Origin of the sequence: Paeniglutamicibacter sp. ORCA_105, assembly GCF_045798545.1 — a bacterium.
Classification (GTDB): domain Bacteria; phylum Actinomycetota; class Actinomycetes; order Actinomycetales; family Micrococcaceae; genus Paeniglutamicibacter; species Paeniglutamicibacter sulfureus.
The window spans coordinates 69,647-90,496 of sequence record NZ_JBIXLM010000008.1 but is presented as its reverse complement, the minus strand read 5'-3'; the positions used below and the strand labels follow the sequence as shown (position 1 = coordinate 90,496).

Genomic DNA, 20,850 nt, shown 5'->3' with positions numbered 1-20,850 from the left:
CAAGCAGGAGCCAACCCTTTGACCGCCAGCAAAGTTGTTTCCTTCGGCCACTACCAGCCGCGGCGCATCGTGCCGAACGCGGAACTGGAAAAGCTGGTGGACACCAGCGACGAGTGGATCACCCGCCGCACCGGCATCAAGGAACGCCGCTGGGCAGGGGAATCCGACACCGTGGACTCCATGGCCGCCGAGGCCGGTCGCATGGCCCTTGCCAATGCCGGGGACCTCGACGCTACACAAATCGACCTGGTCATCGTGGCCACCTGCACCGAGCGGGACCGCTCCCCGAACATGGCCGCTCGCGTGGCCAACGCGCTGGGCATGGATCAGGGACCTGCAACCATCGACGTGAACACCGTCTGCTCCGGCTTCTGCCACGCACTCGCACTGGCCCAGCACGCCATCGCCGCCGGCAGCGCCACCAACGCGCTGGTCATCGGCTCGGAGAAGTTCACCGACGCGACCGACTTCACCGACCGCACCACCTGCGTGCTCACCGCCGACGGTGCTGGAGCCATGGTGGTCACGGCCTCCGCGGAACCGGGGATCTCCCCGGTGCTGTGGGGCTCGGTGCCCTCGATGTCCGATGCGATACGCATCGAGGAATCCAACAACGGCAAGTTCGCCCAGAACGGCCAGAGCGTCTACCGCTGGGCCGTGACCCAACTGCCGACGATCGCCGGCAAGGTCATCGAACGCGCCGGGCTGGACCCCGAAGAAATCGGGGCAATCGTGCTGCACCAGGCCAACCTGCGCATCATCGAGCCGCTGGCCGCGAAGATCGGTGCCCCCAACGCAATCGTCGCCACCGACGTGGTGCATTCGGGAAATACTTCGGCTGCCTCGGTGCCTTTGGCACTGTCCAAAATGATGGCGGAACAGCCGTTGCCCTCGGGCACCCCGATCCTGCTATTCGCCTTCGGTGGCGGGCTGTCCTACGCCGGCCAGGTCATTACCGCGCCGTAGCCGCGGATCTGTGGCGGCGGCGGGCGGTTTCGCGTTGTGCGTATCGCCGCCCAGCTCCCGGGCGAGGCCATGGTTGCGCACCCGGGTAACCTGCAGCGTCAGCCATGCACGAACCTTTCCCAATCAGTTGATTGACAGTGACCCGTATCACGGTGTTTGCTGGAGTCATGAAGCCAATCGATTGATTGGCTCGAGTTTCATACTCAGCAGCGGGGTCCATGGTGAACATCGGCAAGGTACAGCAGGCTGCCGTACTGCTCTTTGCCCGGCAGGGGTTCGCCGCGACCGGGATCCGAGAGCTGGGCGGGGCCGCTGGCATCAACTCCGCCACGATTTACCACTATGCAGGCAGCAAGGAAGAACTGTTGGTTCAGGTGATGCGCAGCTGCCTTGACGAGATGATCACCTCCGGAGCGGCGGCAATGCGCATCAGCGCCGAGCCGACCATCCAATTGGCGGCCCTGGTTTCGTCGCATGTTGGCTTCACCGCCACCAATCCGCTCACGGCACGGGTGGCCGAATACGAGATGCGCGCACTCTCAACCGATAACCGCACGGCCATGCAGAAGTTGCGCGATGACTACGAATCGCTCTTTGCGCAGGTCGTCGAGCGAGGGATCCGCGTCGGCGATTTCTCCACCGATGACGCCACCATGGCGCGCCTTGCCCTGATGGAAATGGGAACCGGTGTGGCCCACTGGTACCGGCCCGACGGTCGGCTGACACTGATCGAGGTTCAACACAACTTCGTGGCCATGGCCTGCAAGATCCTCTCGGCAAACCAAACCATGCTCGACGGTATCGACTACATTCGCCCGCCTGTCGTCGTGGCCAGCGAGCCGACCGGAACTTCGGTCACAATTTCCGGTTAAGGCCATGCGCCGCCAAGACACCACGAGAGGAAAGAGGATTCATGGAAATACTGTCCAGCACGATTGATACGACCGCCCCCGCCTTCCTCAAGAACGCCACCGAACAGGAAGCGCTGGTTTCCGAACTTCGCCAACGCCTGGCCACCGCTGCCAAGGGTGGTTCGGAGAAGACCCGGCAACGCCACGTGGACCGCGGCAAGCTGCTGCCCCGCGACCGCGTCCAGGCACTCTTGGATGTCGGTTCTCCCTTCCTGGAAATCGCACCGCTGGCCGCGGAGGACATGTACGAGGGCGGCAGCCCGGGCGCCGGACTGATCACGGGCATCGGCTTGGTCCATGACCGCTACGTGATGATTGTCTGCAACGACGCCACCGTCAAGGGCGGGACATACTTCCCCATCACGGTGAAAAAGCACCTTCGTGCCCAGGAAATCGCCTTGGAAAACGGGCTTCCCTGCGTCTATCTGGTGGACTCCGGTGGCGCCTTCTTGCCCATGCAAGACGAGGTCTTTCCCGACCGCGAACACTTCGGCCGCATCTTCTATAACCAGGCCAACCTCTCGGCACGCAAGATCCCGCAGATCGCCGCGGTGCTCGGATCCTGCACTGCGGGAGGCGCCTACGTCCCGGCCATGAGTGATGAGACAGTCATCGTCCGCAACCAGGGGACCATCTTCCTGGGTGGTCCTCCCTTGGTGAAGGCAGCGATCGGCGAAGTGGTCACGGCCGAGGAACTCGGCGGCGGGGACCTTCACGCCAGGACCTCGGGCGTGGTCGACCACCTGGCCGAGAACGACGCCCACGCCATCTCCATCGTGCGCGACATCATCGAAACGCTGCCGCGCACCCCCGAGCCGGTATGGGATGTCATCCCTGAGGTCGCTGCTCCGATCGCGGACCCGGCAGAAATCTACGGCGCCGTACCCACCGACGTGAACGCCACCTACGACATGCGCGAGGTCATTGCCCGGATCGTTGACGGCAGCGCATTCCACGAATTCAAAGCCAACTACGGAACCACGCTGGTCACCGGGTTCGCCCGCATCCACGGCCATCGCGTGGGCGTCGTTGCCAACAACGGTGTGCTCTTCTCCGAGTCCGCACTCAAGGGCGCCCACTTCATCGAGCTCTGCGACCAGCGCGGCATTCCGCTGATATTCCTGCAGAACCTCTCCGGGTTCATGGTGGGCCGAGACTACGAGGCCGGCGGCATTGCCAAGCACGGCGCCAAGATGGTCACCGCGGTCGCCACGGCGCGGGTCCCCAAGCTCACCGTCATCATCGGAGGGTCCTTCGGTGCTGGCAACTACTCGATGTGCGGCCGGGCCTACTCCCCGCGTTTTTTGTGGATGTGGCCGGCCGCGCGCATCTCCGTCATGGGCGGCAACCAGGCGTCCTCGGTGCTTGCGACAGTGAAACGCGATGGGATCGAGGCCGCCGGTTCCACGTGGAGCATCGAGGAAGAGAACGCGTTCAAGGCACCCCTGAAGCAACAGTACGAGGACCAGGGAAACCCCTACTACTCCACCGCCCGGCTCTGGGACGACGGGGTCATCGATCCTGTGGACACCCGGCGCGTCCTTGGCATGGCACTGGATGTCTGCGCCACCCAACCCTTGCCCGAAACCTCCTTCGGCCTCTTCAGGATGTGATGCGCACATGACCACGAAACTCTTTGACACGGTATTGGTTGCCAACCGCGGCGAGATCGCCGTCCGGGTGATCCGCACTCTCCGGCGCATGGGCATCAGGTCCGTTGCCGTCTACTCCGATGCGGATGCCCGGTCGCTGCATGTGCGCGAGGCCGACGTTGCCATCCACGTGGGCGGCTCCCCTGCCGCCGAAAGCTACCTGAACATCGGCAACGTCATTGCCGCCTGCCGGGCCTCGGGTGCCCAGGCGGTGCACCCGGGCTACGGGTTCCTCTCGGAAAACGTCGAGTTTGCCCGGGCATGCAAGGATGCCGGCATCACCTTCATCGGACCCGGGGTGGATGCGCTGTTGCTCATGGGTGACAAGATCCGCTCCAAGAACCACGTCTCTGCCCACGACGTGCCGGTGACCCCCGGCATTGCCGAGCCCGAGCTCAGCGACGAGGAACTCATCGACGCGGCATCCGAGATTGGCTTCCCGGTGCTGATCAAGCCCTCCGCGGGAGGCGGCGGCAAGGGCATGGTCGCCGTGAATTCCGCGGACAAGCTGCCGGAGGCGCTGGCCAGCGCCCGGCGCACCGCATTGAGCTCCTTCGGCGACGACACGCTTTTCCTTGAACGCCTGGTGCGCAGCCCGCGGCACATCGAGGTCCAGATCCTGGCCGATACCCAGGGGAACACAGTGCACCTGGGCGAGCGCGAATGTTCCCTGCAACGCCGCCACCAGAAGGTCATCGAGGAGGCACCTTCCCCGCTGCTGGAGAACCACCCGGAGGGGGCGCGCATCCGCGAGGAGATCGGTGCGGCGGCCGTGGCCGCCGCCGCCTCGGTGAACTACGTGGGTGCCGGGACCGTGGAGTTCCTGGTTTCGGACGAGGCACCGGGCGAATTCTTCTTCATGGAAATGAACACCCGCCTGCAGGTCGAGCACCCCGTCACCGAGGAAGTTGCCCGGGTGGACGGCGAGCGCATCGACCTGGTCGAGGCACAGGTGCGCATCGCCGCTGGCCTGCCGCTGGGCTTCCCCCAGGAGCAGGTGTCCCTGCACGGGCACGCCATCGAGGCACGCGTCTATGCCGAGGACCCGGCCCACGACTTCATGCCCTCCACCGGACGGTTGCTGGCAGTGCGCGAACCGGAAGGGGAGCATGTGCGCGTGGATTCCTCCTTGACCACCGGCCTTGAAATCTCCCCGCACTACGACCCGATGCTGGCCAAGGTCATTGCGTGGGGTGCCGATCGGGACGCTGCGCTGGGCCGGCTGGATGCCGCTCTCGGGCACACCGAGATCCTGGGGGTGCTGACCAACATCGAATACCTGCGTCTGCTGCTGGAGGACCCCGACGTGCGCGAGGGAAACCTCGACACCACGCTGATCGAACGCAAGATGTCATCCATGGCGTTCCGCGCCGTCACCGACACCGAGATGGTTTTCGCGGCGGCACTGGAGATGACGCGGCACCCGGGCCGAGGCGGCACCTGGCACGCGCGGGACTCCTGGAGGACGGGAACCCCCGCGGCGCTGGCCACCACCCTCGAGGTGAACGACGGGATTCGCACCCTCTCGTCGGCTCCCACCGCAGCCGGACGCACGTTCACCATGGACGGCAGGGACTTCGACGTCGCGTTCCTGCCCGGAGGTTCGGTTGCCGTCGATGGGATTCAACAACATCCTGCAACGGCATTTGGCGACGAATCCACCCTGTGGCTCAGCCACGACGGCTGGGTTGCCTCCGTCAGATTCCCCGACCGGGACGAACTGCTGCGCCGGGAACTGGCCAACCGCGACCACGTTGCCGGCGAGGCCTCACCCGATGTCCGCTCCCCCATGCCCGGAACCGTCATAGCGGTGGGAGTCAGAGACGGGCAATGGGTCGAAGCCGGTGAGATCTTGGTGACAATCGAGGCTATGAAGATGGAACACCCCATGAGGGCCCCCGGGACGGGTACCGTACAGATGGGACGTTTGCGGGTCGGTGACCTGGTCAAGGCCAACCAAATTGTCGCAACACTCACCTACGACACCGAGGACGAAGCACCATGAGCATCTTCACCATGGGACCCGCAATCCTGTTCTGCCCTGCGGACCGCCCCGATCGATATGCCAAGGCGCTCGAACGCGCCGACGCGGTGATCCTCGATCTCGAGGACGCGGTGGCACCGGAGAACAAGTCGGCTGCCCGCCAGGCACTGGTGGAGAACCCCTTGGATCCGGAGCGCACCATCGTCCGGGTGAACCCGGTGGGCACCGCTGACTTCAGCGCGGACTTGCGGGCCCTGTCCTCCACCGATTACCGCACCATCATGCTCGCCAAGACCGAGGGGGCAGAGGACCTGTCCCGGCTGTCCTCCTACGCGGTCGTTGCCCTATGCGAGACCGCGCTGGGCATCCTCAATGCCCAAGTCATTGCCGGCACTCGCAACGTTGTGGCCCTGATGTGGGGTGCCGAGGATCTGGTCGCCTCCTTGGGAGGATCGTCTTCCCGCAGGGAGTCGGGCACGTACCGGGATGTGGTCAGGCATGCCAGGTCCCAGGTCCTGCTGGCAGCCGGAGCCTATGGCAAGGTTGCCATTGATTCGGTCTACATCGACATCGACGACCACGCGGGTTTGCTGGGCGAGTCCGTTGACGCGGCGGCCTCGGGCTTCGGGGCGAAGGCCTCGATCCATCCGGGGCAGATGCCGTTCATCCGCCAGGCCTTCATTCCCACCACCGAGCAGGTCGACAGGGCCAAAAACGTCCTGGCGGCGGCGGAGAAATCGGCCGGTGTGTTCACCTTCGAGGGGCAAATGGTCGACGAACCGCTGCTGCGCCATGCCCGAGCCACGTTGGCGCGGCATTCATCAACGACGACGACCCCATGACGGATGCCCCGTCGCCGCTTGCGCAAGCGGCGACGGGGCATCGATTCGTTAGTTCTGGTGCGGAACGATGACCGCCCGGGCGTTCAGCTTGCCCGCCACCATTTTCCGGTAGGCCTCCAGTCCGTCTTCCAACGAGTACGTCTCGATTTCCGGAGTGATCTGGCCCGCCCGATACATATCGACAACCTCGTGGAGCTCCTCAATGGTTCCCCAGTAGGTGTTGGTGATGACCGACTCGTACGGAGTGGTGAAAAAGCTCCACTCATGCACGCCACCGGCGATCCCGACGACGACGAGCTTGCCGCCCTGCGCCATTGAAGCCGTGGCGGTCGCCAAGGTGGGCGTGACACCCACGAAATCGAATGCCGCATCGACCCCACGTCCGCCCGTAATTTCTCTGATCATCCGGACTTGGTCGGGTCCGGATGGAACGGTGATTGCCCCGGCCTCCTCGGCCTTGGCCATCGCTTCGGGCTTCATGTCCGTGGCGATGATGGTGGCGCCGGTGAGCGCCTTGAGTATCTGCACCGCGATCTGGCCCAGTCCACCCAGGCCCACGACCAACGCAAATCGTCCGCCTGCATTCAGGTGCGGCAGCGCACCCTTGATCGCGTGATAGGGGGTAAGGGCCGCGTCCGCGAGCGGTGCAGCGGCAATCGGATCGGCATCGCCCAGCGGGATCAAGTTGCGTGCCGGGACCGCGACATACTCGGCCATGCCGCCATCGCGCCCCAGTCCGATCCCGGCGTACGGATTGGTCGCGGCGTTTTCACAGTACGTGTCTTGTCCACGCGAGCAGGCCTTGCACCGGCCACAGCCAACGGGACCATAGACCAAATAGGCGTCTCCGATGTTGACACCGCTGACACCATCGCCGACTGACTCCACCCACCCGGAGTTTTCATGCCCGAGCGTAAATCCCGCTTTCATGTTGCCCGGCATCTCTGCCGTGAAATCCTGGAAGATGCTCACGTCTGAATGGCATGCCCCGGCACCTGCGACCTTAAGTAGGACTTCTCCGGGACCTGCCTCGGGCTTTTGGACTTCCTTGAGCGTCGGAAACTGCTTCCATTCCTCGAAAACTATCGCCCGCATGTGGTGCCTTCTTCCTGCTGGATGGGCAAACTCTTCACGGGACTCACGCTAACGGTTGTCACTCGTGAATTCCACGGTCGTTCCCACCGGTGCGTCCCTCCACCACTGAGGTGCCTTACGAACATCCTTCCTGCCGGGTCTGACCGCCGCCGATTCGCCGCCGACAATCCGGTGTCCTACATTGGGAAGCAGAATGCCCGCAAACATGGAGAATCCCACGACAATGAACCAAGCCTTCGACCTCGAGCAACTCCTTACCGACCCCGTCGTCGCGGCCCTGGCCCGGGCCGAGGAGACCGCCTGGTTCGCCGCCAAGCCGACCGATACCCCGGCGGGAATCGAGGCCTCGGGCATCGACCCGGCCATCGTGGACGACGCCCGGGTCCGGTTCGGCCGCTTCGCCCCTTGGTTCGCCGAGCATTTCCCTGACACCCGCGCTACGCACGGCATCTTGGAATCCCCGCTGGTCGGCATCCCCGATATGCAGGCCGAACTTGGCGCCCGCTTTGGCACGGACCTGCCCGGCAAGCTGTGGCTCAAGCGCGACGACGCGCTTCCGGTCAGCGGGTCGATCAAGGCACGCGGCGGCATCCACGAGGTGCTTGAGGTCGCCGAGCGCATCGCCATCGCCGCCGGCCTGATGGCCGGGACGGACGATGCCCGCGTGCTGGAACTGCCCGAGGTGCGCGAGGTGCTCTCGCGCCACGGGATTGCCGTGGGATCCACCGGCAACCTGGGCCTGTCCATCGGCATCGTCGCCTCCGAGCTCGGGTTCAACACCACCGTGCACATGTCGATGGATGCCCGGGCCTGGAAAAAGGACCTGCTGCGCTCCCGCGGCGTCAACGTCGTGGAGCACGCGGGCAACTTCTCCGACGCGGTGGCCGCCGGGCGCCGCACCGCCGAAGAGGATCCGAGCGTCTGGTTCGTCGATGACGAGGCCTCGCTGAGCCTGTTCGCCGGCTACTCGGTCGCCGGAGCCCGCCTGGCCGGGCAGCTGGCGTTCTTGGGCGTCAGGGTCGATGAGCGGCACCCGCTGATCGTGCACCTGCCCTGCGGGGTGGGCGGCGGACCGGGAGGCGTCACCTTCGGGCTCAAGGCGGCCTTCGGGGACGCGGTCCACTGCGTCTTCGCCGAGCCGGTCAACTCGCCCTGCATGTCCTTGGGCGTGCGCACCGGGTTGCACGATTCAATTTCCGTGGCGGACATCGGCCTGGACGGGCTCACCGCGGCGGACGGGTTGGCAGTGGGCCGCCCTTCGCGGCTGGTCGGCGAACACCTGCAGCAGCTGATCGATGGCTACGTGACCGTCACCGACGAGCGCATGAAGGCGTTCGTCGGCCTGTTGCACGACACCGAGGGCATCGATGTGGAGCCTTCCGCCGCGGCCGGGTTCGCCGGCCCGTGGCGCATCCTCGAAGACGAAACATACCGCGCCGCGTTCGGGCTGGATGATGCGGCGTTGGCCAACGCGACCCATGTGGTGTGGTCAACCGGCGGTTCCATGGTCCCGTCTGCGGAGATGGCAGGCTATGTGGCCGAGGGCCAGGGGCTGGCCGACGAGGTTTCCTGGCGCTAGGGACCCCTGCCGCCGGTAGATTGGGGTCCATGGAGATTCTCTCAAGCCGAGTGCTGTTGCGGCCCGTGAACCTGCCCGAGACCCAAGCGTTCTACCGCGACGTGCTGGGCCTGGCGGTGTCCCGGGAGTTCGGCACGGCCGAGCACGCTGGGCTGGTGTTCTTCCTGGGCAACGGCCTGCTCGAGGTTGCAGGCACCCGCGAGGTCGGCAGCGACTCGTCCCTGGTGCTGTGGCTGCAGGTACGGGACGTCCAGGCGGAGCTGGAGCGACTTTCGGGCCTCGGCGTCGGGATCGCTCGGGAGGCGCGGACCGAGCCCTGGGGGCTGATCGAGGGATGGATCCAGGACCCGGACGGCACCCGGATCGTGCTGGTGCAGGTTCCGGAGGACCACCCGATCCGGCGCGATGTGCGCACATTGTAGGCAGACACAAGAAAGCCGGGCCCACCCCTAGAGCGATTGGGGTGGGCCCGGCCGTCTTGGTACGGCAGTTGCTGCTGCCGGAGCTAGTTGGCGAAGGTATCGACCAGCTGGCCCTTGGCGCTCCAGAGGCCGAGTGAGTCGCCGCCGTTGTTCAGGACTGCGGTCTCGCCGCCCAGGTAGAACGCCTCGGCGGTGTTGGTTCCGGGCCCCGAGTACACGCGCAGTTCCGCACCCGGCGTCAGCTTGAAGCCCTTGCCGATGCGCAGGATGTTGTTGGCAGCATCGCGCAGCACGTAGCCGCCGACGTCGATCGTGCGGTTGCCGTTATTGGTCAGGATGACGTGTTCGCCGGTTTCCGGCTGAAGGTCGTTGCCCGGCACGTCGTTGATCGCGTTTGAGATGACAACTCCGTTGTTCGATGGGAAGACCTTCTGGCCATTGAGGTGCCGGTTGACCTGCTGCGGGAAGTCGCCGGTGATGCGCTCGACGCCAAGTTCCAGGGCTGCATCCGCGGCCTCGGTGGAATTCACGGTGTAAACGCCGAGGCCCAGCCCGGCTTCCTTGACCCGCGCGGCGCCGGACGCGTCGAGGGTGCGGTAGCTGGTGCCGAAGGAATCGGCGTAGGTTGCGTAGTCGGCCAGGACCGCGTCGCCGGGGACGGTGCCGGTCAGCTGCTGCAGCGGAACCTCCGGGGCCAGCTCCGCGAACGCCTTGTTCGAGGCGGCGTCAAAGCCCAAGACCTCGATCTTGCCGGCCTTTTCCAGCTCGCTCCATTCGGCATCGTTGGCCAGGGCATCGGCAACGACCTGCTCGACGCCCGGGGACTGGGACGGGGACTTGATCTCGACGAACACGCCGGTCTCCCCGGTGAGAACGTCGGCCACGGCATCGAAGTGCGGGATCTTCTCGCCGGCGAAGTCGGCCGAGAAGTAGGATCCGGCATCGAGCTGCTGCAGCTCGTTCCAGCTGAAGGAAGTGATCGGGTCGTTCACGCGCTCCGGGAACACTTCGGCGACGTTGGTGGTGCGTGCGGGGGTGTTGTCGTGGAAGATGAACGGGATGCCGTCGCTGGACAGCTGGACGTCGATCTCGACAAAGTCGGCACCCGACTGGCTGCCGGCCTTGACTGCGGCCAGGGTGTTCTCCGGTGCGACGCCGGCTGCTCCGCGGTGGCCGATCAGGATCGGCGCCTCGTTCTCCTGCGGTACGACTGGCGCGGCAACGGCCGGGACTGCCAGCCCTGCGGCCAGGCATGCGGTGAGTGTTCCAAGGGTGATGGTGCGAAGCCTCATGATGGGGATCCTTCGATGTCGGGGACGGACACCCACCACGCTGCCCGTCCCGAACAACGCTGCGGCCACGGTGAGGTGAACCGCGCATTAAGATCCCGCGTACGACGCCGTCGGACAGGATTGACTTCCCCGGGAGCCGGCGGGATTCGGACCCATCCGCCCGGGCACGACGGTTACTCCATGTGGCTGCTGTCCGCCGCGTGCTTCAGGACCACCTTGCCCGTGGTGCCGCGGGATTCCAGCGCCCTGAACGCCTCGACGACGTCGGCGATGGCGTACTGCGTCACCTGGGGAACCTTGATGGCCCCCGAAGCGATCCAGTCAAAGATGTCCGAGGCGCGCCCGGCAATTTCCTCCGCCGTACGCACGTGGTGGACCACGGTCGGCCGCGTGACGAACAGGGAACCAAGCCCGGCCAGCGAGTTCACGTCCAGGGTTGGAATCGGTCCGCTGGCGCCGCCGATCGCGACCAGCACGCCGCGTATCCGCAGGGCCCGCAGGCTTTGGTCGAAGGTCGCCTTCCCAACCCCGTCGTAAACGACCGATGCGCCTTCCCCTCCGGTGAACTCGCGGACCTTGTCGGCAAACCCGTCGTAGCCGATGACCTCATCCGCCCCGTTGGCCAGGGCCACGTCCTGCTTGGCCTTGGTGGAAACCGTCCCGATGACCCGTGCACCCTTCAGCTTTGCGATTTGTGTCAGCCATTGGCCCACTCCCCCGGCGGCCGCATGGATCAGCACGGTGTCGCCCGGACCGACGGCGTAGGTGTCGTGCACCAGGTAGTGGGCAGTGATGCCCTGCATCAGTGCCGCCACGCCGGTGGCGTCGTCGACACTGTCGGGGATCGACACCACCTTGGAGGCATCCACCACCGCGAACTCGGAGAAGCTCCCCTGGCCTCCGGCAAGCCACCCAACGCGCTGTCCGGGCGCAAGCCCGGTGACCTCCTCGCCCAGTGCCTCGATGACGCCGACGCCCTCGACCCCTGCAGGGAACGGGGCCCGCAGCGGCGTGGCCCCCTTGCGTTGGGCGACGTCGAGGTAGTTCACCCCGGCGACGGACAACCGCACCAGGACCTGCCCGGTATCGGGGGCAGGACGTCCGACCTGCTGGATTTCAAGGCTTTCCGGGCCTCCGTGTTCGGAAACCACCACGGCGTTCATGGTCTCGGGCATGTCGCGTCATCCTGTTCTGGGTTAAATCGAAATCTATGGCTGTGTTCGATGGTCCCCACGGCAGGATGGGTCGGGCGCCCCCGTGGGGGTTCCCGACCCATCCTGGCGAGGAAACTCGGTCAGTGCGTGGGGAATCCCAACTCGATCTGGGATTCGCTCGGGTCGGGCCAGCGGCTGGTGACGACTTTGCGCCGCGTGTAGAAGTTGAAGGACTCCGGGCCGTACATGTGGGTGTCGCCGAAGAGCGAGTCCTTCCACCCGCCGAAGCTGAAGGCGCCGATGGGCACCGGGATCGGCACGTTGATGCCCACCATCCCGACCTCGATGTCGAACTCGTATTCCCGGGCGGTCTTGCCGTCGCGGGTGAAGACCGCCGTGCCGTTGGCGAAGCGGTTCGAGTTGATCAGCTCAACGGCCTGCGCGTAGTCATCCACGCGCACCACTGCCAGGACGGGTCCGAAGATCTCCTCGTCATAGACCCGCATCCCGGGCTTCACGTGGTCAACGAGCGAGACGCCGATGAAGTAGCCGTTGGAGTCGAAGTGCTGGTTTCGGCCGTCGACCAACACCTCGGCGCCTTCTTCCTGGGCCGAGGCGATGAATCCGGCCACCCGGTCCCGGGCGGCGGCGGTGATCAGCGGGCCCATCTCCGAGTCCGGGTGCGTCCCGTCGCCGACCTTGAGCCCGGGGATGCGCTCGGAGATCTTGGCAACGAGTTCATCGGCGATGGAGCCGACGGCCACGACGACCGAAACGGCCATGCAGCGTTCCCCGGCCGAGCCATAGGCACCGGAGATCGCGGCATCCGCGGCGGCATCCAGGTCCGCATCGGGCATCACGACCATGTGGTTCTTCGCGCCTCCCAGCGCCTGGACCCGTTTGCCGTTCGCAGCGGCGGTGGAATACACGTACTTGGCGATCGGCGTGGATCCGACGAAGGATACTGCGGTGATCCCGGGGTTGGCGAGGATCTCGTCGACGGCTTCCTTGTCACCGTGCACGACGTTCAGGATCCCGGCCGGCAGACCCGCCTCCTCGAAGATCGAGGCGATCCAGTTCGCCGCCGAGGGGTTGCGCTCGCTGGGCTTGAGGATGACCGCGTTGCCGGCGGCGATGGCGGTGGTGATCATCCATAGCGGAACCATGGCGGGGAAGTTGAAGGGGGTGATGCAGGCGACCACGCCCAGGGGCTGCCGGGTCTGGTGGACATCGACGCCGGTGGCGACCTGTTCGGCGTATTCGCCCTTGAGGTGGTGCATCAGCCCGGTGCAGAAGTCCACGTTTTCCAGGCCGCGGACGATCTCCCCGTCGGCATCCGAAAGGACCTTGCCGTGTTCGGCGGTGATGATGGCGCCGAGTTCGCCGCGGCGCTCGTCGATGAGCTGGCGGACCGTGAAGAGGATCTGGCTGCGCTTGGCCAGTCCCAGGCGGCGCCAACCGCGCTGTGCCGCAGCCGCGGTCGTGGTTGCCTCACGGACGGTTTGTGCGCTGGCAAGGGCGACCTGGCCCGTTTGTTCCCCGGTGGCCGGGTTGTAGACCGGGCCGAAGCGTTCGGAGTCGGTGACGGACGTTCCTCCGATGTGGTGGCCGATGGTGGACACGGCTAGGTGTTCAAGGGTTTGCGACATGGTTAGTTCTTCTCCTGGGTGTAGCCGGCTACGGTGCCGTTGGGGGAAACGTTCTTGACGATCAGGGAGCAGTCCTTGTCTCCCAGGCCTTCGGCGATCAGTGCGTCGAAGTGCTCGCGTGCCAGGGTCGCCGCGGGGAGCTTGACTCCCGTCATCTCGCCGGCGTCCAGGGCCAGCCCGACATCCTTGCGGGCCAGGTCCACCCGGAACGTTGCATCGAAGTTGTTGTTTGCAGCCGAGGTGTCGATGACGCCCGGCACCGGGTACCAGGTCTGCTGCGCCCACGAGCGTCCCGAAGAGACCGAGGCGATCTCCCAGAAGACCTTGGGATCCAGCCCCAGCTTCTCGGCCAACTGGGAGCCCTCGGCCGAGGCCATCAGGTCGATGAAGAGCATCATGTTGTTGCAGATCTTGGCGGCGATGCCGGTCGTGGCCCCGCCTGCCACGATGGTCTTGCCCGCCAGCGGCTTGATGTGCTCCACCGCTTCGGCCGTGTGCTCCGGGATTCCCCCGACCATGAAGGCCAGGGTTGCGGCGGCGGCCCCCGAGATTCCCCCGGAGACCGGTGCGTCGACGAATTTCAGGCCGCGTTCAAGCGAGCCTTCGTGGCAAAAGCGCGAGGTTTCGATGTCTACCGTCGAGCTGTCCAGCAGCAGCGTCTGCGCGGTGGCGTGGGCCCAGATTCCGTCATTGCCCTCGTAGACGCTGCGGACGTGCTCGCCCTTGGGGAGCATGGTGAAGACCGCATCGGATCCCTGGACCGCCTCGGCAATGGAGCCAACGATTTCGACGCCGTGTTCCTTCGCTGCGATGCAGGCCTCCGGGTTGAGGTCGTATCCCTTGACCTGGTGTCCGGCCGCAACGAGATTTGCGGTCATTGGCCCGCCCATGTTTCCTAGTCCGATCCAGCCGTAAACTGCCATGATTCCTCCTGCGCCGTGGTCCGCCCGATCGGGCTGTGATAGCCACCACACTATGTGTCCACTTCTTGACGTTCAACGCACAAGATGGGCCCAGGTTTGCACCACTCATGTGCGTCAACGCACAATGAGTACATGGAACGCACCCTTGACCACCACCACCTGGAATCCTTGATCACCTTTCTTTCGGTGGCGCGACTCGGGCGCTACACCGCGGCGGCCGACGTGCTGGGCGTCAACCATTCGACCGTGTCGCGCCGCATTGCCGCCCTCGAAAAGGCAGTGGGCGGCCGCGTGCTCACGCGCACACCCTCCGGTTGGGAGGTCACAGACCTGGGACGTCGCGCCCTGGGGGTCGCCGAGGACATCGAGCGGGCACTAACGGGCCTCACCGAGACACGAGCCACCGGCGAACTCGCCGGAACGGTTCGCATCGGGGTGCCTGACGCCTTCGCCGCGCATTTTGCGACCCCTGCCATGGCCGCCCTGCAACGCAAGCATCCACGGCTGGCCGTCGAGCTGATGAGCGCAAGCCAGCGCGCTAGGCAAACCCGTTCGGGCGTCGACCTGGAAGTGGTGGTGGGCAAGCCCCACGTGCACAAGGCGGTGGCGACCGAGCTGCTCACCTACCGCCTGGGGCTCTACGCCTCCCGCGAGTACCTTGCCGACCACGGGGAACCGCAAGGTCTTGCCGATCTCGTCTCGCACCGCCTGAACTACTACGTTGAATCCGCGCTGACCATCGACGAGCTGGACAGCGCGACCGAATCACTGCCGCCGATGCCCCGGGGCATCACCTCCACCAGCGTGTTCTCCCATATTGCGGCGACCAAGGCCTCGGCCGGGATCGGCATCCTGCCGGACTTCCTGGCCGACCTCGAGACCGATCTGGTGCGTCTGTTGCCGGGCAACTATGCGTATGCCGCCACCTATTGGGTGGTCGGGCGCGAAGAGTCGCTGCGCAACCCGGCGGTGCTGGCTGCGGTTGCTGCCATGGGAGATGCCACCGCGTAAGAAACCTGGCGCGCAAATGCCTGTGGGAAGCGGCCATCGCCGCTTCCCACAGGCATTGTTGCCTCATGTCTCGGGACTACTTCACGCTGTCGCGCGCCGCGGCCTCCGAAGCCTCCGTGTTGATGACGATCGTCCGGGCCCGGTCGGCCTCGTCGATGTCGTGCAGGGAAATACCGTTGGTTTCACGCATGGAGTACACGACGGCCAGGGTGATGATCGCCGCTATGCCGATGTAGATGGCCACCGGCACCCACGACCCGTAGATGCTCAGCAGGAAGGTGGCGATGATCGGGGCCATGGAGCCGGCCACGATCGAGGTCACCTGGTAGCCCAGGGAGACTCCGGAGTAGCGCATGCGGGTCGGGAACATCTCCGCCATGATGGCCGGCTGCCCGGCGTACATCAGGCCGTGGACCAGCAGGCCCGCGACGACCACCAGCAGGATCACGAAGTCGTTTTGCGTGTTGAACAGCGGGAAGGCAACGAATCCCCAGACCAGCATGAGGGAGGCGCCCAGCGCGTACACCGGGCGGCGGCCCAGCTTGTCCGTGTAGCGACCGATCAGCGGAACCACGGCAAAGTGGATCGCGTGTGCCACCAGCATCAGCAGCAGGATGGTCGAGGTGTCCATCTTCAACTGGGTCTTCAGGTAGGTGATCGAGAACGTCACCACCATGTAGTAGAGGATGTTCTCGCCCAGCCGCAGGCCCATGGCGGTGAACACGCCACGCGGGTAGCGGCGGAAGACCTCGGCCACGCCGTAGCCGGCCTCCGCGTTCTGCTCCAGCTCGGCCTTGGCCTCCTGGAAGATCGGGGCGTCGGAAATCCGCGTGCGGACGTAGTAGCCCACGGCCACGATGATGACCGAGAGCCAGAAGCCGATGCGCCAGCCCCATGCCAGGAAGGCTTCCTCGGACAGCGTCGAGGAGAGCACCAGCAGCACGATGGTTGCGAGCAGGTTGCCTGCCGGCACCGCGGCCTGCGGCCAGGATGCCCAGAACCCGCGTTCCTTGTCCGGCGCGTGCTCGGCGACCAGAAGCACCGCCCCTCCCCATTCGCCGCCGACCGCGAAGCCCTGGAAGAAGCGCAGGACCACCAGCAGGATCGGGGCCGCGTAGCCGATTGCGTCGAAGGTCGGAAGGCAGCCCATCAGGAAGGTGGTGACGCCCACCAGGATGATGGCCACCTGCAGCAGGTGCTTGCGGCCGTACTTGTCACCGAAGTGGCCAAAGACGATGCCGCCGATCGGACGGGCAATGAAGCCGACGGCGTAGGTCAGGAACGCTTTGATGATGTTGTCCAGCTCGTTTGCCGCTTCAGGGAAGAAGATCTTGTTGAAGACCAAGGTCGCGGCCGTTGCGTACAGGAAGAACTCGTACCATTCGACGACCGTTCCGGCCATCGAGGCGACGACCACGCGCTTAAGTCCTTTACGCTCCTGGATACTGGCACTGCTGGGGCGAGATGAAGCCACTTCCAACCTCCGAAGGTTCCATGGATGGCACTTGGGGCAATTGCCGCTTGCCGATCACCCCACGAGTATGGCCCAGGTCACATCAAAGTTGGAAGCGGTTGCACCAGGGATGACATCGTCCGTTTGGGCACATGTGCCGTGCGGCGATGCACACAACATCCAATGCCTGCCTGCTTCGCGGGCAGCCGTGTGCGGAACGGGGGGTCAGCGGCTCGCGGCCAACGCGTCCTGGACCTGTAGCGCCGCTTTTTGAAGCGCGGGCAAGACACCCTGCGCGGCGTCCTGGGCACTGACGTGCGATTGCGGGCCCACGCCCATGGAAACGTTCATGGCGGCAACGACGCTTCCGTCGGCCGCGAACACCGGAACCGCGACCGAGCGCAGCCCGATCTCCAGCTCCTGATCGACGATCGCGAAGCCCTGGGCCCGCACCCGCTCCAGTTCCGCGCGCAGCTCTTCGACGGTGTTGATCCCGTGTCCGGTCGGGGCGCTGACGCCCGCGGACAGCAATTGCTCCAGCACCCCGGGTGCCTGGTAGGCCAGCAGCACCCGGCCCATCGAGGTGTTGGTCGCGGGGAAGCGCGTACCGACGCTGATACCCACGCGCATGATCGAGCGGGTGTGCACCCGCGCGATGTAGAGGATGTCGCTGCCCTCGAGCACCGAGGCGGAGGCCGATTCATGGACCTGCGAGGAAAGTTCCTCGAGCACCGGTTCCATCAGCTGCGGCAGCGTGGCGCTGGAGAGGTAGGAGTAGCCCAGCTGCAGGACCTTGGAGGTGAGTTCGAAGAACTTCCCGTCCCCGCGCACGTAGCCAAGTTCCTGCAGGGTGAGCAGGAAGCGGCGGGCCGTGGCCCTGGAAAGGTTGGTGCGCTTGGCGACGTCGCTCAGGGTCATCGAGGGGTGCTCGGCGTCGAAGGCGCAGATGACATCCAGGCCTCGGGCCAGGGACTGGACCGAGGTGGAGCCGCCAGCTGCGGTGGTTCCTTCATCCTGGCTCATGGCTAATGGCTCCTGTGTATTCATCGGTGGTTGCCGCCCAAAAATGCATGGACGAGGGAAGGCAAAAAGAATGGGGGCGTTCTTTCGGCGGCCCCCATTCTTTCAGACTTGCAGGGCTATGCCTTGATCAGGTCCACCGGGATCTTGGCGTCGAGTTCCTCGAAGGTGATGCCGTGCGTCGAACGAACGATGACCCCGGATTCGTCGATGACGAAGATCGCGGACTCGGTGTAGATGCGCGAAACGCAACCCAGCCCGGTGACCGGGTAGGAAAGTGCCTCGACCAGCTTGGACTCGCCGGTCTTGGTGAACAGGCCCATCATGACCCAGGTCTGCTTGGCGCCGATGGCAAGATCCATGGCCCCGCCGACTGCCGGGATCGCGCCCGGGGCGCCGGTGTGCCAGTTGGCCAGGTCGCCCTCGGCCGAGACCTGGAAGGCGCCGAGCACGCAGACGTCCAGGTGCCCGCCGCGCATCATCGCGAAGGAGTCTGCGTGATGGAAGTAGCTGGCGCCGGGCAGCTCGGTCACCGGGATCTTGCCGGCGTTGATCAGGTCCTCGTCGATGTCATCGCCGGTGGCGACCGGGCCCATGCCCAGCATGCCGTTCTCGGTGTGCAGGGTGACGCCCTGCTCCGAGGTGAGGAAGTTGGACACGTTGGTCGGCTGCCCGATGCCAAGGTTCACGAACGCGCCGGCCGGGATGTCGGCGGCGACCAGCTTGGCCATTTCGTCGCGGGTCAGCGCGGCGTCGGTGGAGGTGTATTCGCTCATTACTTGGTGCCTCCAATGGTGACAAGGGTGTCGACAAAGATGCCGGGGGTGACGACGTTTTCCGGGTCCAGCTGGCCGGCCTCAACGATCTGGGAAACCTGCACGATGGACTTCTTCGCGGCGGTGGCCATGATGGGTCCGAAGTTGCGTGCGGTCTTGCGGTAGACCAGGTTGCCCAGGGTGTCGGCGCGCAGTGCCTTGATGATGGCGAAGTCGGCGCTGATTGGGGTCTCGAGCACGTAGCCCTTGCCGTCGATCACGCGGGTTTCCTTGCCTTCGGCGAGCATGGTGCCGTAGCCGGTGGGGGTGAAGAAGCCGCCGATGCCGGCGCCGGCGGCGCGGATGCGCTCGGCGAGGTTGCCCTGCGGGACGAGCTCGAGCTCGATTTCCCCGGCACGGTAGGCCTCATCGAAGTGCCAGGAGTCGGACTGCCGCGGGAAGGAGCAGATGACCTTCTTGACGCGGCGTTCCTTGATGAGCAGGGCCAGGCCGGCGTCGGCCTGCCCGGCGTTGTTGTTCACAACGGTCAGGTCCGTGGCGCCGCAGTCCATCAGGGCGTCGATGAGTTCCATCGGCTGGCCGGCGTTGCCGAACCCTCCGATGAGCACGGTGGCGCCGGTCTGGATGCCGGAAACGGCGTCCGCGGCGGAGGTGGCAATACGTGGTGCCATAGGTTGTTCTCTCCTAAATCTGTTCGGTCAGGGGATGGGGGTTCAACTCCCCCGAGGGTGCTTAGGCGGTGGCGTTCGGGTTTTCCAGCACGACGGCCAGGCCCTGGCCGACGCCGATGCAGATGGCTGCAACGCCCCAGCGCTGGTTGTTCTCCTGCAGGCGGCGTGCCAGGGTGCCCAGGATGCGCAGGCCGGAGGCGCCCAGCGGGTGGCCGATGGACAGCGCTCCGCCCCAGGCGTTCACGATTGACGCGTCGATGTCCCAGGCGCGGATGCAGGCCAGCGACTGGGCGGCGAAGGCCTCGTTGAGCTCCACGGCGGCGACGTCCGACCAAGAGATGCCTGCCTTGGCCAGCGCCTTGTTGGCGGCTTCGACCGGGGCGAAGCCGAAGTACTGCGGGTCAAGGGCGGAGGACGCGCGGCCGGCGATGCGGGCCAGCGGCGCCGCTCCCAGCAGCTCGCCGCCGCGCTCGGAGCCGATGAAGGCTGCGGAGGCTCCGTCGTTCATCGGCGAGGCGTTGCCCGCGGTGACGGTTCCGGTGGCGGCATCGCGGAAGACGGGGCGCAGTCCGGCGAGGGTCTCGGCGGTGGAGCCGGGGCGGATGGTCTCATCCATGGTCACCTCGGTGCCGCGCTTGTTGGCAGGCGGCACGGAGACGACGAGGTTGTCGTACTTGCCGTCGGCCCAAGCCGCGGCAGCCAGCGTGTGCGAAAGGGCCGCGAACTCATCCTGGTCCTCGCGGGTGACCTGGTACTTTTCACGCAGTTGCTCGGTGGCCTCGCCCAGGGACACGGTCCATTCCTTGGGCATGGCCGGGTTGACCAGGCGCCAGCCCAGGGTGGTGTTTGCCAGTTCCAGGTTGGCCATCGGGAAGGGGCGCTCGGTCTTGGGCAGCACCCACGGGGCGCGGCTCATGGATTCGACGCCGCCGACCAGGACCAAGTCCGCGTCCTCGGTGTTGACCTGGCGGGAGGCGGCGATGGCCGCATCCAGCGAGGAGCCGCAGAGGCGGTTCATGGTGGTGCCGGGCAGCGAGGTGGGCAGGCCTGCCAGCAGGGTGGCCATGCGGGCCACGTTGCGGTTTTCTTCGCCGGCGCCGTTGGCGTTGCCAAAGATCGATTCGTCGATGGAAGCCGGATCCAGCTGCGGCGCGCGGGCGACGAGCTCGCGGACCACGTGCGCGGCCAGGTCGTCGGGGCGGTGCGAGGAAAGGCTTCCGCCGATCTTGCCGAAGGGGGTGCGGATCGCGTCGTAGAGGTACGCCTGCTTCATGGTGTGTGTCCTGGCTTCCTGGTCAATTTGTTCGCATCGCGAACGCTTGTTCACTAAATGAACTTTATCAGGTGGCCCGGCTCCCATCAAGGGGTTTGGGAAGTATTGCAGTGCGCCGTCGATTCGCGACTTCCACGGGAGACGCTCCTGAGGATGCCTTGGAACACCTCGGGCCGG

General features: G+C 65.6%; 18 protein-coding genes. 8 read left to right on the top strand and 10 right to left on the bottom strand.

The genetic code is table 11. The annotated features are described in order from the left end of the window. Positions 1 to 18: 18 nt before the first annotated feature. The 5 genes from ACIPUB_RS06100 (at position 19) to ACIPUB_RS06080 (ending at position 6,355) form a co-directional block, all read left to right on the top strand. Positions 19 to 966 carry a beta-ketoacyl-ACP synthase III gene (locus tag ACIPUB_RS06100; protein WP_407606564.1) on the top strand — a complete coding sequence of 316 codons (948 nt, stop codon included), beginning with the start codon at positions 19 to 21 and terminating at the stop codon, positions 964 to 966. Positions 967 to 1,151: 185 nt separating this feature from the next. Next, entirely contained in the window at positions 1,152 to 1,838 is a 687-nt protein-coding gene (locus tag ACIPUB_RS06095; protein ID WP_407606563.1) for a TetR/AcrR family transcriptional regulator, read from the top strand. A 41-nt stretch (positions 1,839 to 1,879) separates the two neighbouring features. Next, the gene (locus ACIPUB_RS06090) at positions 1,880 to 3,490 is read left to right on the top strand and encodes a carboxyl transferase domain-containing protein (RefSeq protein ID WP_407606562.1); all 1,611 of its coding nucleotides are present in this window, start codon (positions 1,880 to 1,882) and stop codon (positions 3,488 to 3,490) included. Between the two features lie 7 nt (positions 3,491 to 3,497). Continuing rightward, positions 3,498 to 5,534, top strand: coding sequence for a biotin carboxylase N-terminal domain-containing protein (locus ACIPUB_RS06085; protein ID WP_407606561.1), 2,037 nt, complete (start codon positions 3,498 to 3,500; stop codon positions 5,532 to 5,534). Then, the gene (locus ACIPUB_RS06080) at positions 5,531 to 6,355 is read left to right on the top strand and encodes an HpcH/HpaI aldolase/citrate lyase family protein (protein ID WP_407606560.1); all 825 of its coding nucleotides are present in this window, start codon (positions 5,531 to 5,533) and stop codon (positions 6,353 to 6,355) included. Before ACIPUB_RS06085 ends, ACIPUB_RS06080 begins: the two co-directional genes overlap by 4 nt. A 48-nt stretch (positions 6,356 to 6,403) precedes the next feature. Here ACIPUB_RS06080 and ACIPUB_RS06075 read toward each other — a convergent pair whose 3' ends face one another. Further along, a complete protein-coding gene (locus tag ACIPUB_RS06075; RefSeq protein WP_407606559.1) occupies positions 6,404 to 7,450 on the bottom strand; it encodes an NAD(P)-dependent alcohol dehydrogenase in 1,047 nt (348 codons plus the stop codon). A gap of 223 nt (positions 7,451 to 7,673) precedes the next feature. Between ACIPUB_RS06075 and ACIPUB_RS06070 the strand changes: the two genes are divergently transcribed. Both ACIPUB_RS06070 and ACIPUB_RS06065 read left to right on the top strand, forming a co-directional pair. Further along, positions 7,674 to 9,029 carry a D-serine ammonia-lyase gene (locus ACIPUB_RS06070; protein WP_407606558.1) on the top strand — a complete coding sequence of 452 codons (1,356 nt, stop codon included), beginning with the start codon at positions 7,674 to 7,676 and terminating at the stop codon, positions 9,027 to 9,029. A 29-nt stretch (positions 9,030 to 9,058) separates the two neighbouring features. After that, positions 9,059 to 9,451 (top strand): VOC family protein, encoded by a 393-nt coding sequence (locus ACIPUB_RS06065; protein WP_407606557.1) that lies wholly within the window; start codon positions 9,059 to 9,061, stop codon positions 9,449 to 9,451. Positions 9,452 to 9,534: 83 nt separating this feature from the next. On the opposite strand, the gene ACIPUB_RS06060 is transcribed toward ACIPUB_RS06065, so the two are convergent. From ACIPUB_RS06060 to mmsB, 4 genes are all read right to left on the bottom strand, one after another. Next, positions 9,535 to 10,743, bottom strand: a complete 1,209-nt coding sequence (locus ACIPUB_RS06060; RefSeq protein ID WP_407606556.1) for a glycerophosphodiester phosphodiesterase family protein — start codon at positions 10,741 to 10,743, stop codon at positions 9,535 to 9,537. A 173-nt stretch (positions 10,744 to 10,916) separates the two neighbouring features. Further along, positions 10,917 to 11,918 (bottom strand): quinone oxidoreductase family protein, encoded by a 1,002-nt coding sequence (locus ACIPUB_RS06055; protein WP_407606555.1) that lies wholly within the window; start codon positions 11,916 to 11,918, stop codon positions 10,917 to 10,919. Positions 11,919 to 12,037: 119 nt separating this feature from the next. Then, a complete protein-coding gene (locus tag ACIPUB_RS06050; protein ID WP_407606554.1) occupies positions 12,038 to 13,546 on the bottom strand; it encodes a CoA-acylating methylmalonate-semialdehyde dehydrogenase in 1,509 nt (502 codons plus the stop codon). A 2-nt stretch (positions 13,547 to 13,548) separates the two neighbouring features. Further along, a complete protein-coding gene (gene mmsB, locus ACIPUB_RS06045; protein ID WP_407606553.1) occupies positions 13,549 to 14,469 on the bottom strand; it encodes a 3-hydroxyisobutyrate dehydrogenase in 921 nt (306 codons plus the stop codon). 132 nt (positions 14,470 to 14,601) lie between these two features. Between mmsB and ACIPUB_RS06040 the strand changes: the two genes are divergently transcribed. Further along, positions 14,602 to 15,480, top strand: a complete 879-nt coding sequence (locus tag ACIPUB_RS06040; RefSeq protein WP_407606552.1) for a LysR family transcriptional regulator — start codon at positions 14,602 to 14,604, stop codon at positions 15,478 to 15,480. A 76-nt stretch (positions 15,481 to 15,556) separates the two neighbouring features. Here the strand turns inward: ACIPUB_RS06040 and ACIPUB_RS06035 are convergent, their stop codons facing one another. The 5 genes from ACIPUB_RS06035 to ACIPUB_RS06015 form a co-directional block, all read right to left on the bottom strand. After that, on the bottom strand, positions 15,557 to 16,954 hold the full coding sequence (locus ACIPUB_RS06035) for an MFS transporter (RefSeq protein ID WP_407606551.1): 1,398 nt from the start codon (positions 16,952 to 16,954) through the stop codon (positions 15,557 to 15,559). A gap of 204 nt (positions 16,955 to 17,158) precedes the next feature. Next, positions 17,159 to 17,956, bottom strand: coding sequence for an IclR family transcriptional regulator C-terminal domain-containing protein (locus ACIPUB_RS06030; RefSeq protein ID WP_407606550.1), 798 nt, complete (start codon positions 17,954 to 17,956; stop codon positions 17,159 to 17,161). Between the two features lie 116 nt (positions 17,957 to 18,072). After that, a complete protein-coding gene (locus ACIPUB_RS06025) occupies positions 18,073 to 18,729 on the bottom strand; it encodes a 3-oxoacid CoA-transferase subunit B (protein WP_407606549.1) in 657 nt (218 codons plus the stop codon). Further along, the gene (locus ACIPUB_RS06020; protein ID WP_407606548.1) at positions 18,729 to 19,400 is read right to left on the bottom strand and encodes a 3-oxoacid CoA-transferase subunit A; all 672 of its coding nucleotides are present in this window, start codon (positions 19,398 to 19,400) and stop codon (positions 18,729 to 18,731) included. Before ACIPUB_RS06020 ends, ACIPUB_RS06025 begins: the two co-directional genes overlap by 1 nt. A gap of 61 nt (positions 19,401 to 19,461) precedes the next feature. After that, entirely contained in the window at positions 19,462 to 20,673 is a 1,212-nt protein-coding gene (locus tag ACIPUB_RS06015; protein WP_407606547.1) for a thiolase family protein, read from the bottom strand. Positions 20,674 to 20,850 lie beyond the last annotated feature (177 nt).

Excerpts from the sequence above, each read along its gene's own strand:
- ACIPUB_RS06090 (WP_407606562.1), top strand. The coding sequence starts at position 1,880 with ATGGAAATACTGTCCAGCACGATTGATACGACCGCCCCCGCCTTCCTC.
- ACIPUB_RS06085 (WP_407606561.1), top strand. The coding sequence starts at position 3,498 with ATGACCACGAAACTCTTTGACACGGTATTGGTTGCCAACCGCGGCGAG.
- ACIPUB_RS06080 (WP_407606560.1), top strand. The coding sequence starts at position 5,531 with ATGAGCATCTTCACCATGGGACCCGCAATCCTGTTCTGCCCTGCGGAC.
- ACIPUB_RS06075 (WP_407606559.1), bottom strand. The coding sequence starts at position 7,450 with ATGCGGGCGATAGTTTTCGAGGAATGGAAGCAGTTTCCGACGCTCAAG.
- ACIPUB_RS06070 (WP_407606558.1), top strand. The coding sequence starts at position 7,674 with ATGAACCAAGCCTTCGACCTCGAGCAACTCCTTACCGACCCCGTCGTC.
- ACIPUB_RS06065 (WP_407606557.1), top strand. The coding sequence starts at position 9,059 with ATGGAGATTCTCTCAAGCCGAGTGCTGTTGCGGCCCGTGAACCTGCCC.
- ACIPUB_RS06060 (WP_407606556.1), bottom strand. The coding sequence starts at position 10,743 with ATGAGGCTTCGCACCATCACCCTTGGAACACTCACCGCATGCCTGGCC.
- ACIPUB_RS06055 (WP_407606555.1), bottom strand. The coding sequence starts at position 11,918 with ATGCCCGAGACCATGAACGCCGTGGTGGTTTCCGAACACGGAGGCCCG.
- ACIPUB_RS06050 (WP_407606554.1), bottom strand. The coding sequence starts at position 13,546 with ATGTCGCAAACCCTTGAACACCTAGCCGTGTCCACCATCGGCCACCAC.
- mmsB (WP_407606553.1), bottom strand. The coding sequence starts at position 14,469 with ATGGCAGTTTACGGCTGGATCGGACTAGGAAACATGGGCGGGCCAATG.
- ACIPUB_RS06040 (WP_407606552.1), top strand. The coding sequence starts at position 14,602 with ATGGAACGCACCCTTGACCACCACCACCTGGAATCCTTGATCACCTTT.
- ACIPUB_RS06030 (WP_407606550.1), bottom strand. The coding sequence starts at position 17,956 with ATGAGCCAGGATGAAGGAACCACCGCAGCTGGCGGCTCCACCTCGGTC.
- ACIPUB_RS06025 (WP_407606549.1), bottom strand. The coding sequence starts at position 18,729 with ATGAGCGAATACACCTCCACCGACGCCGCGCTGACCCGCGACGAAATG.
- ACIPUB_RS06020 (WP_407606548.1), bottom strand. The coding sequence starts at position 19,400 with ATGGCACCACGTATTGCCACCTCCGCCGCGGACGCCGTTTCCGGCATC.
- ACIPUB_RS06015 (WP_407606547.1), bottom strand. The coding sequence starts at position 20,673 with ATGAAGCAGGCGTACCTCTACGACGCGATCCGCACCCCCTTCGGCAAG.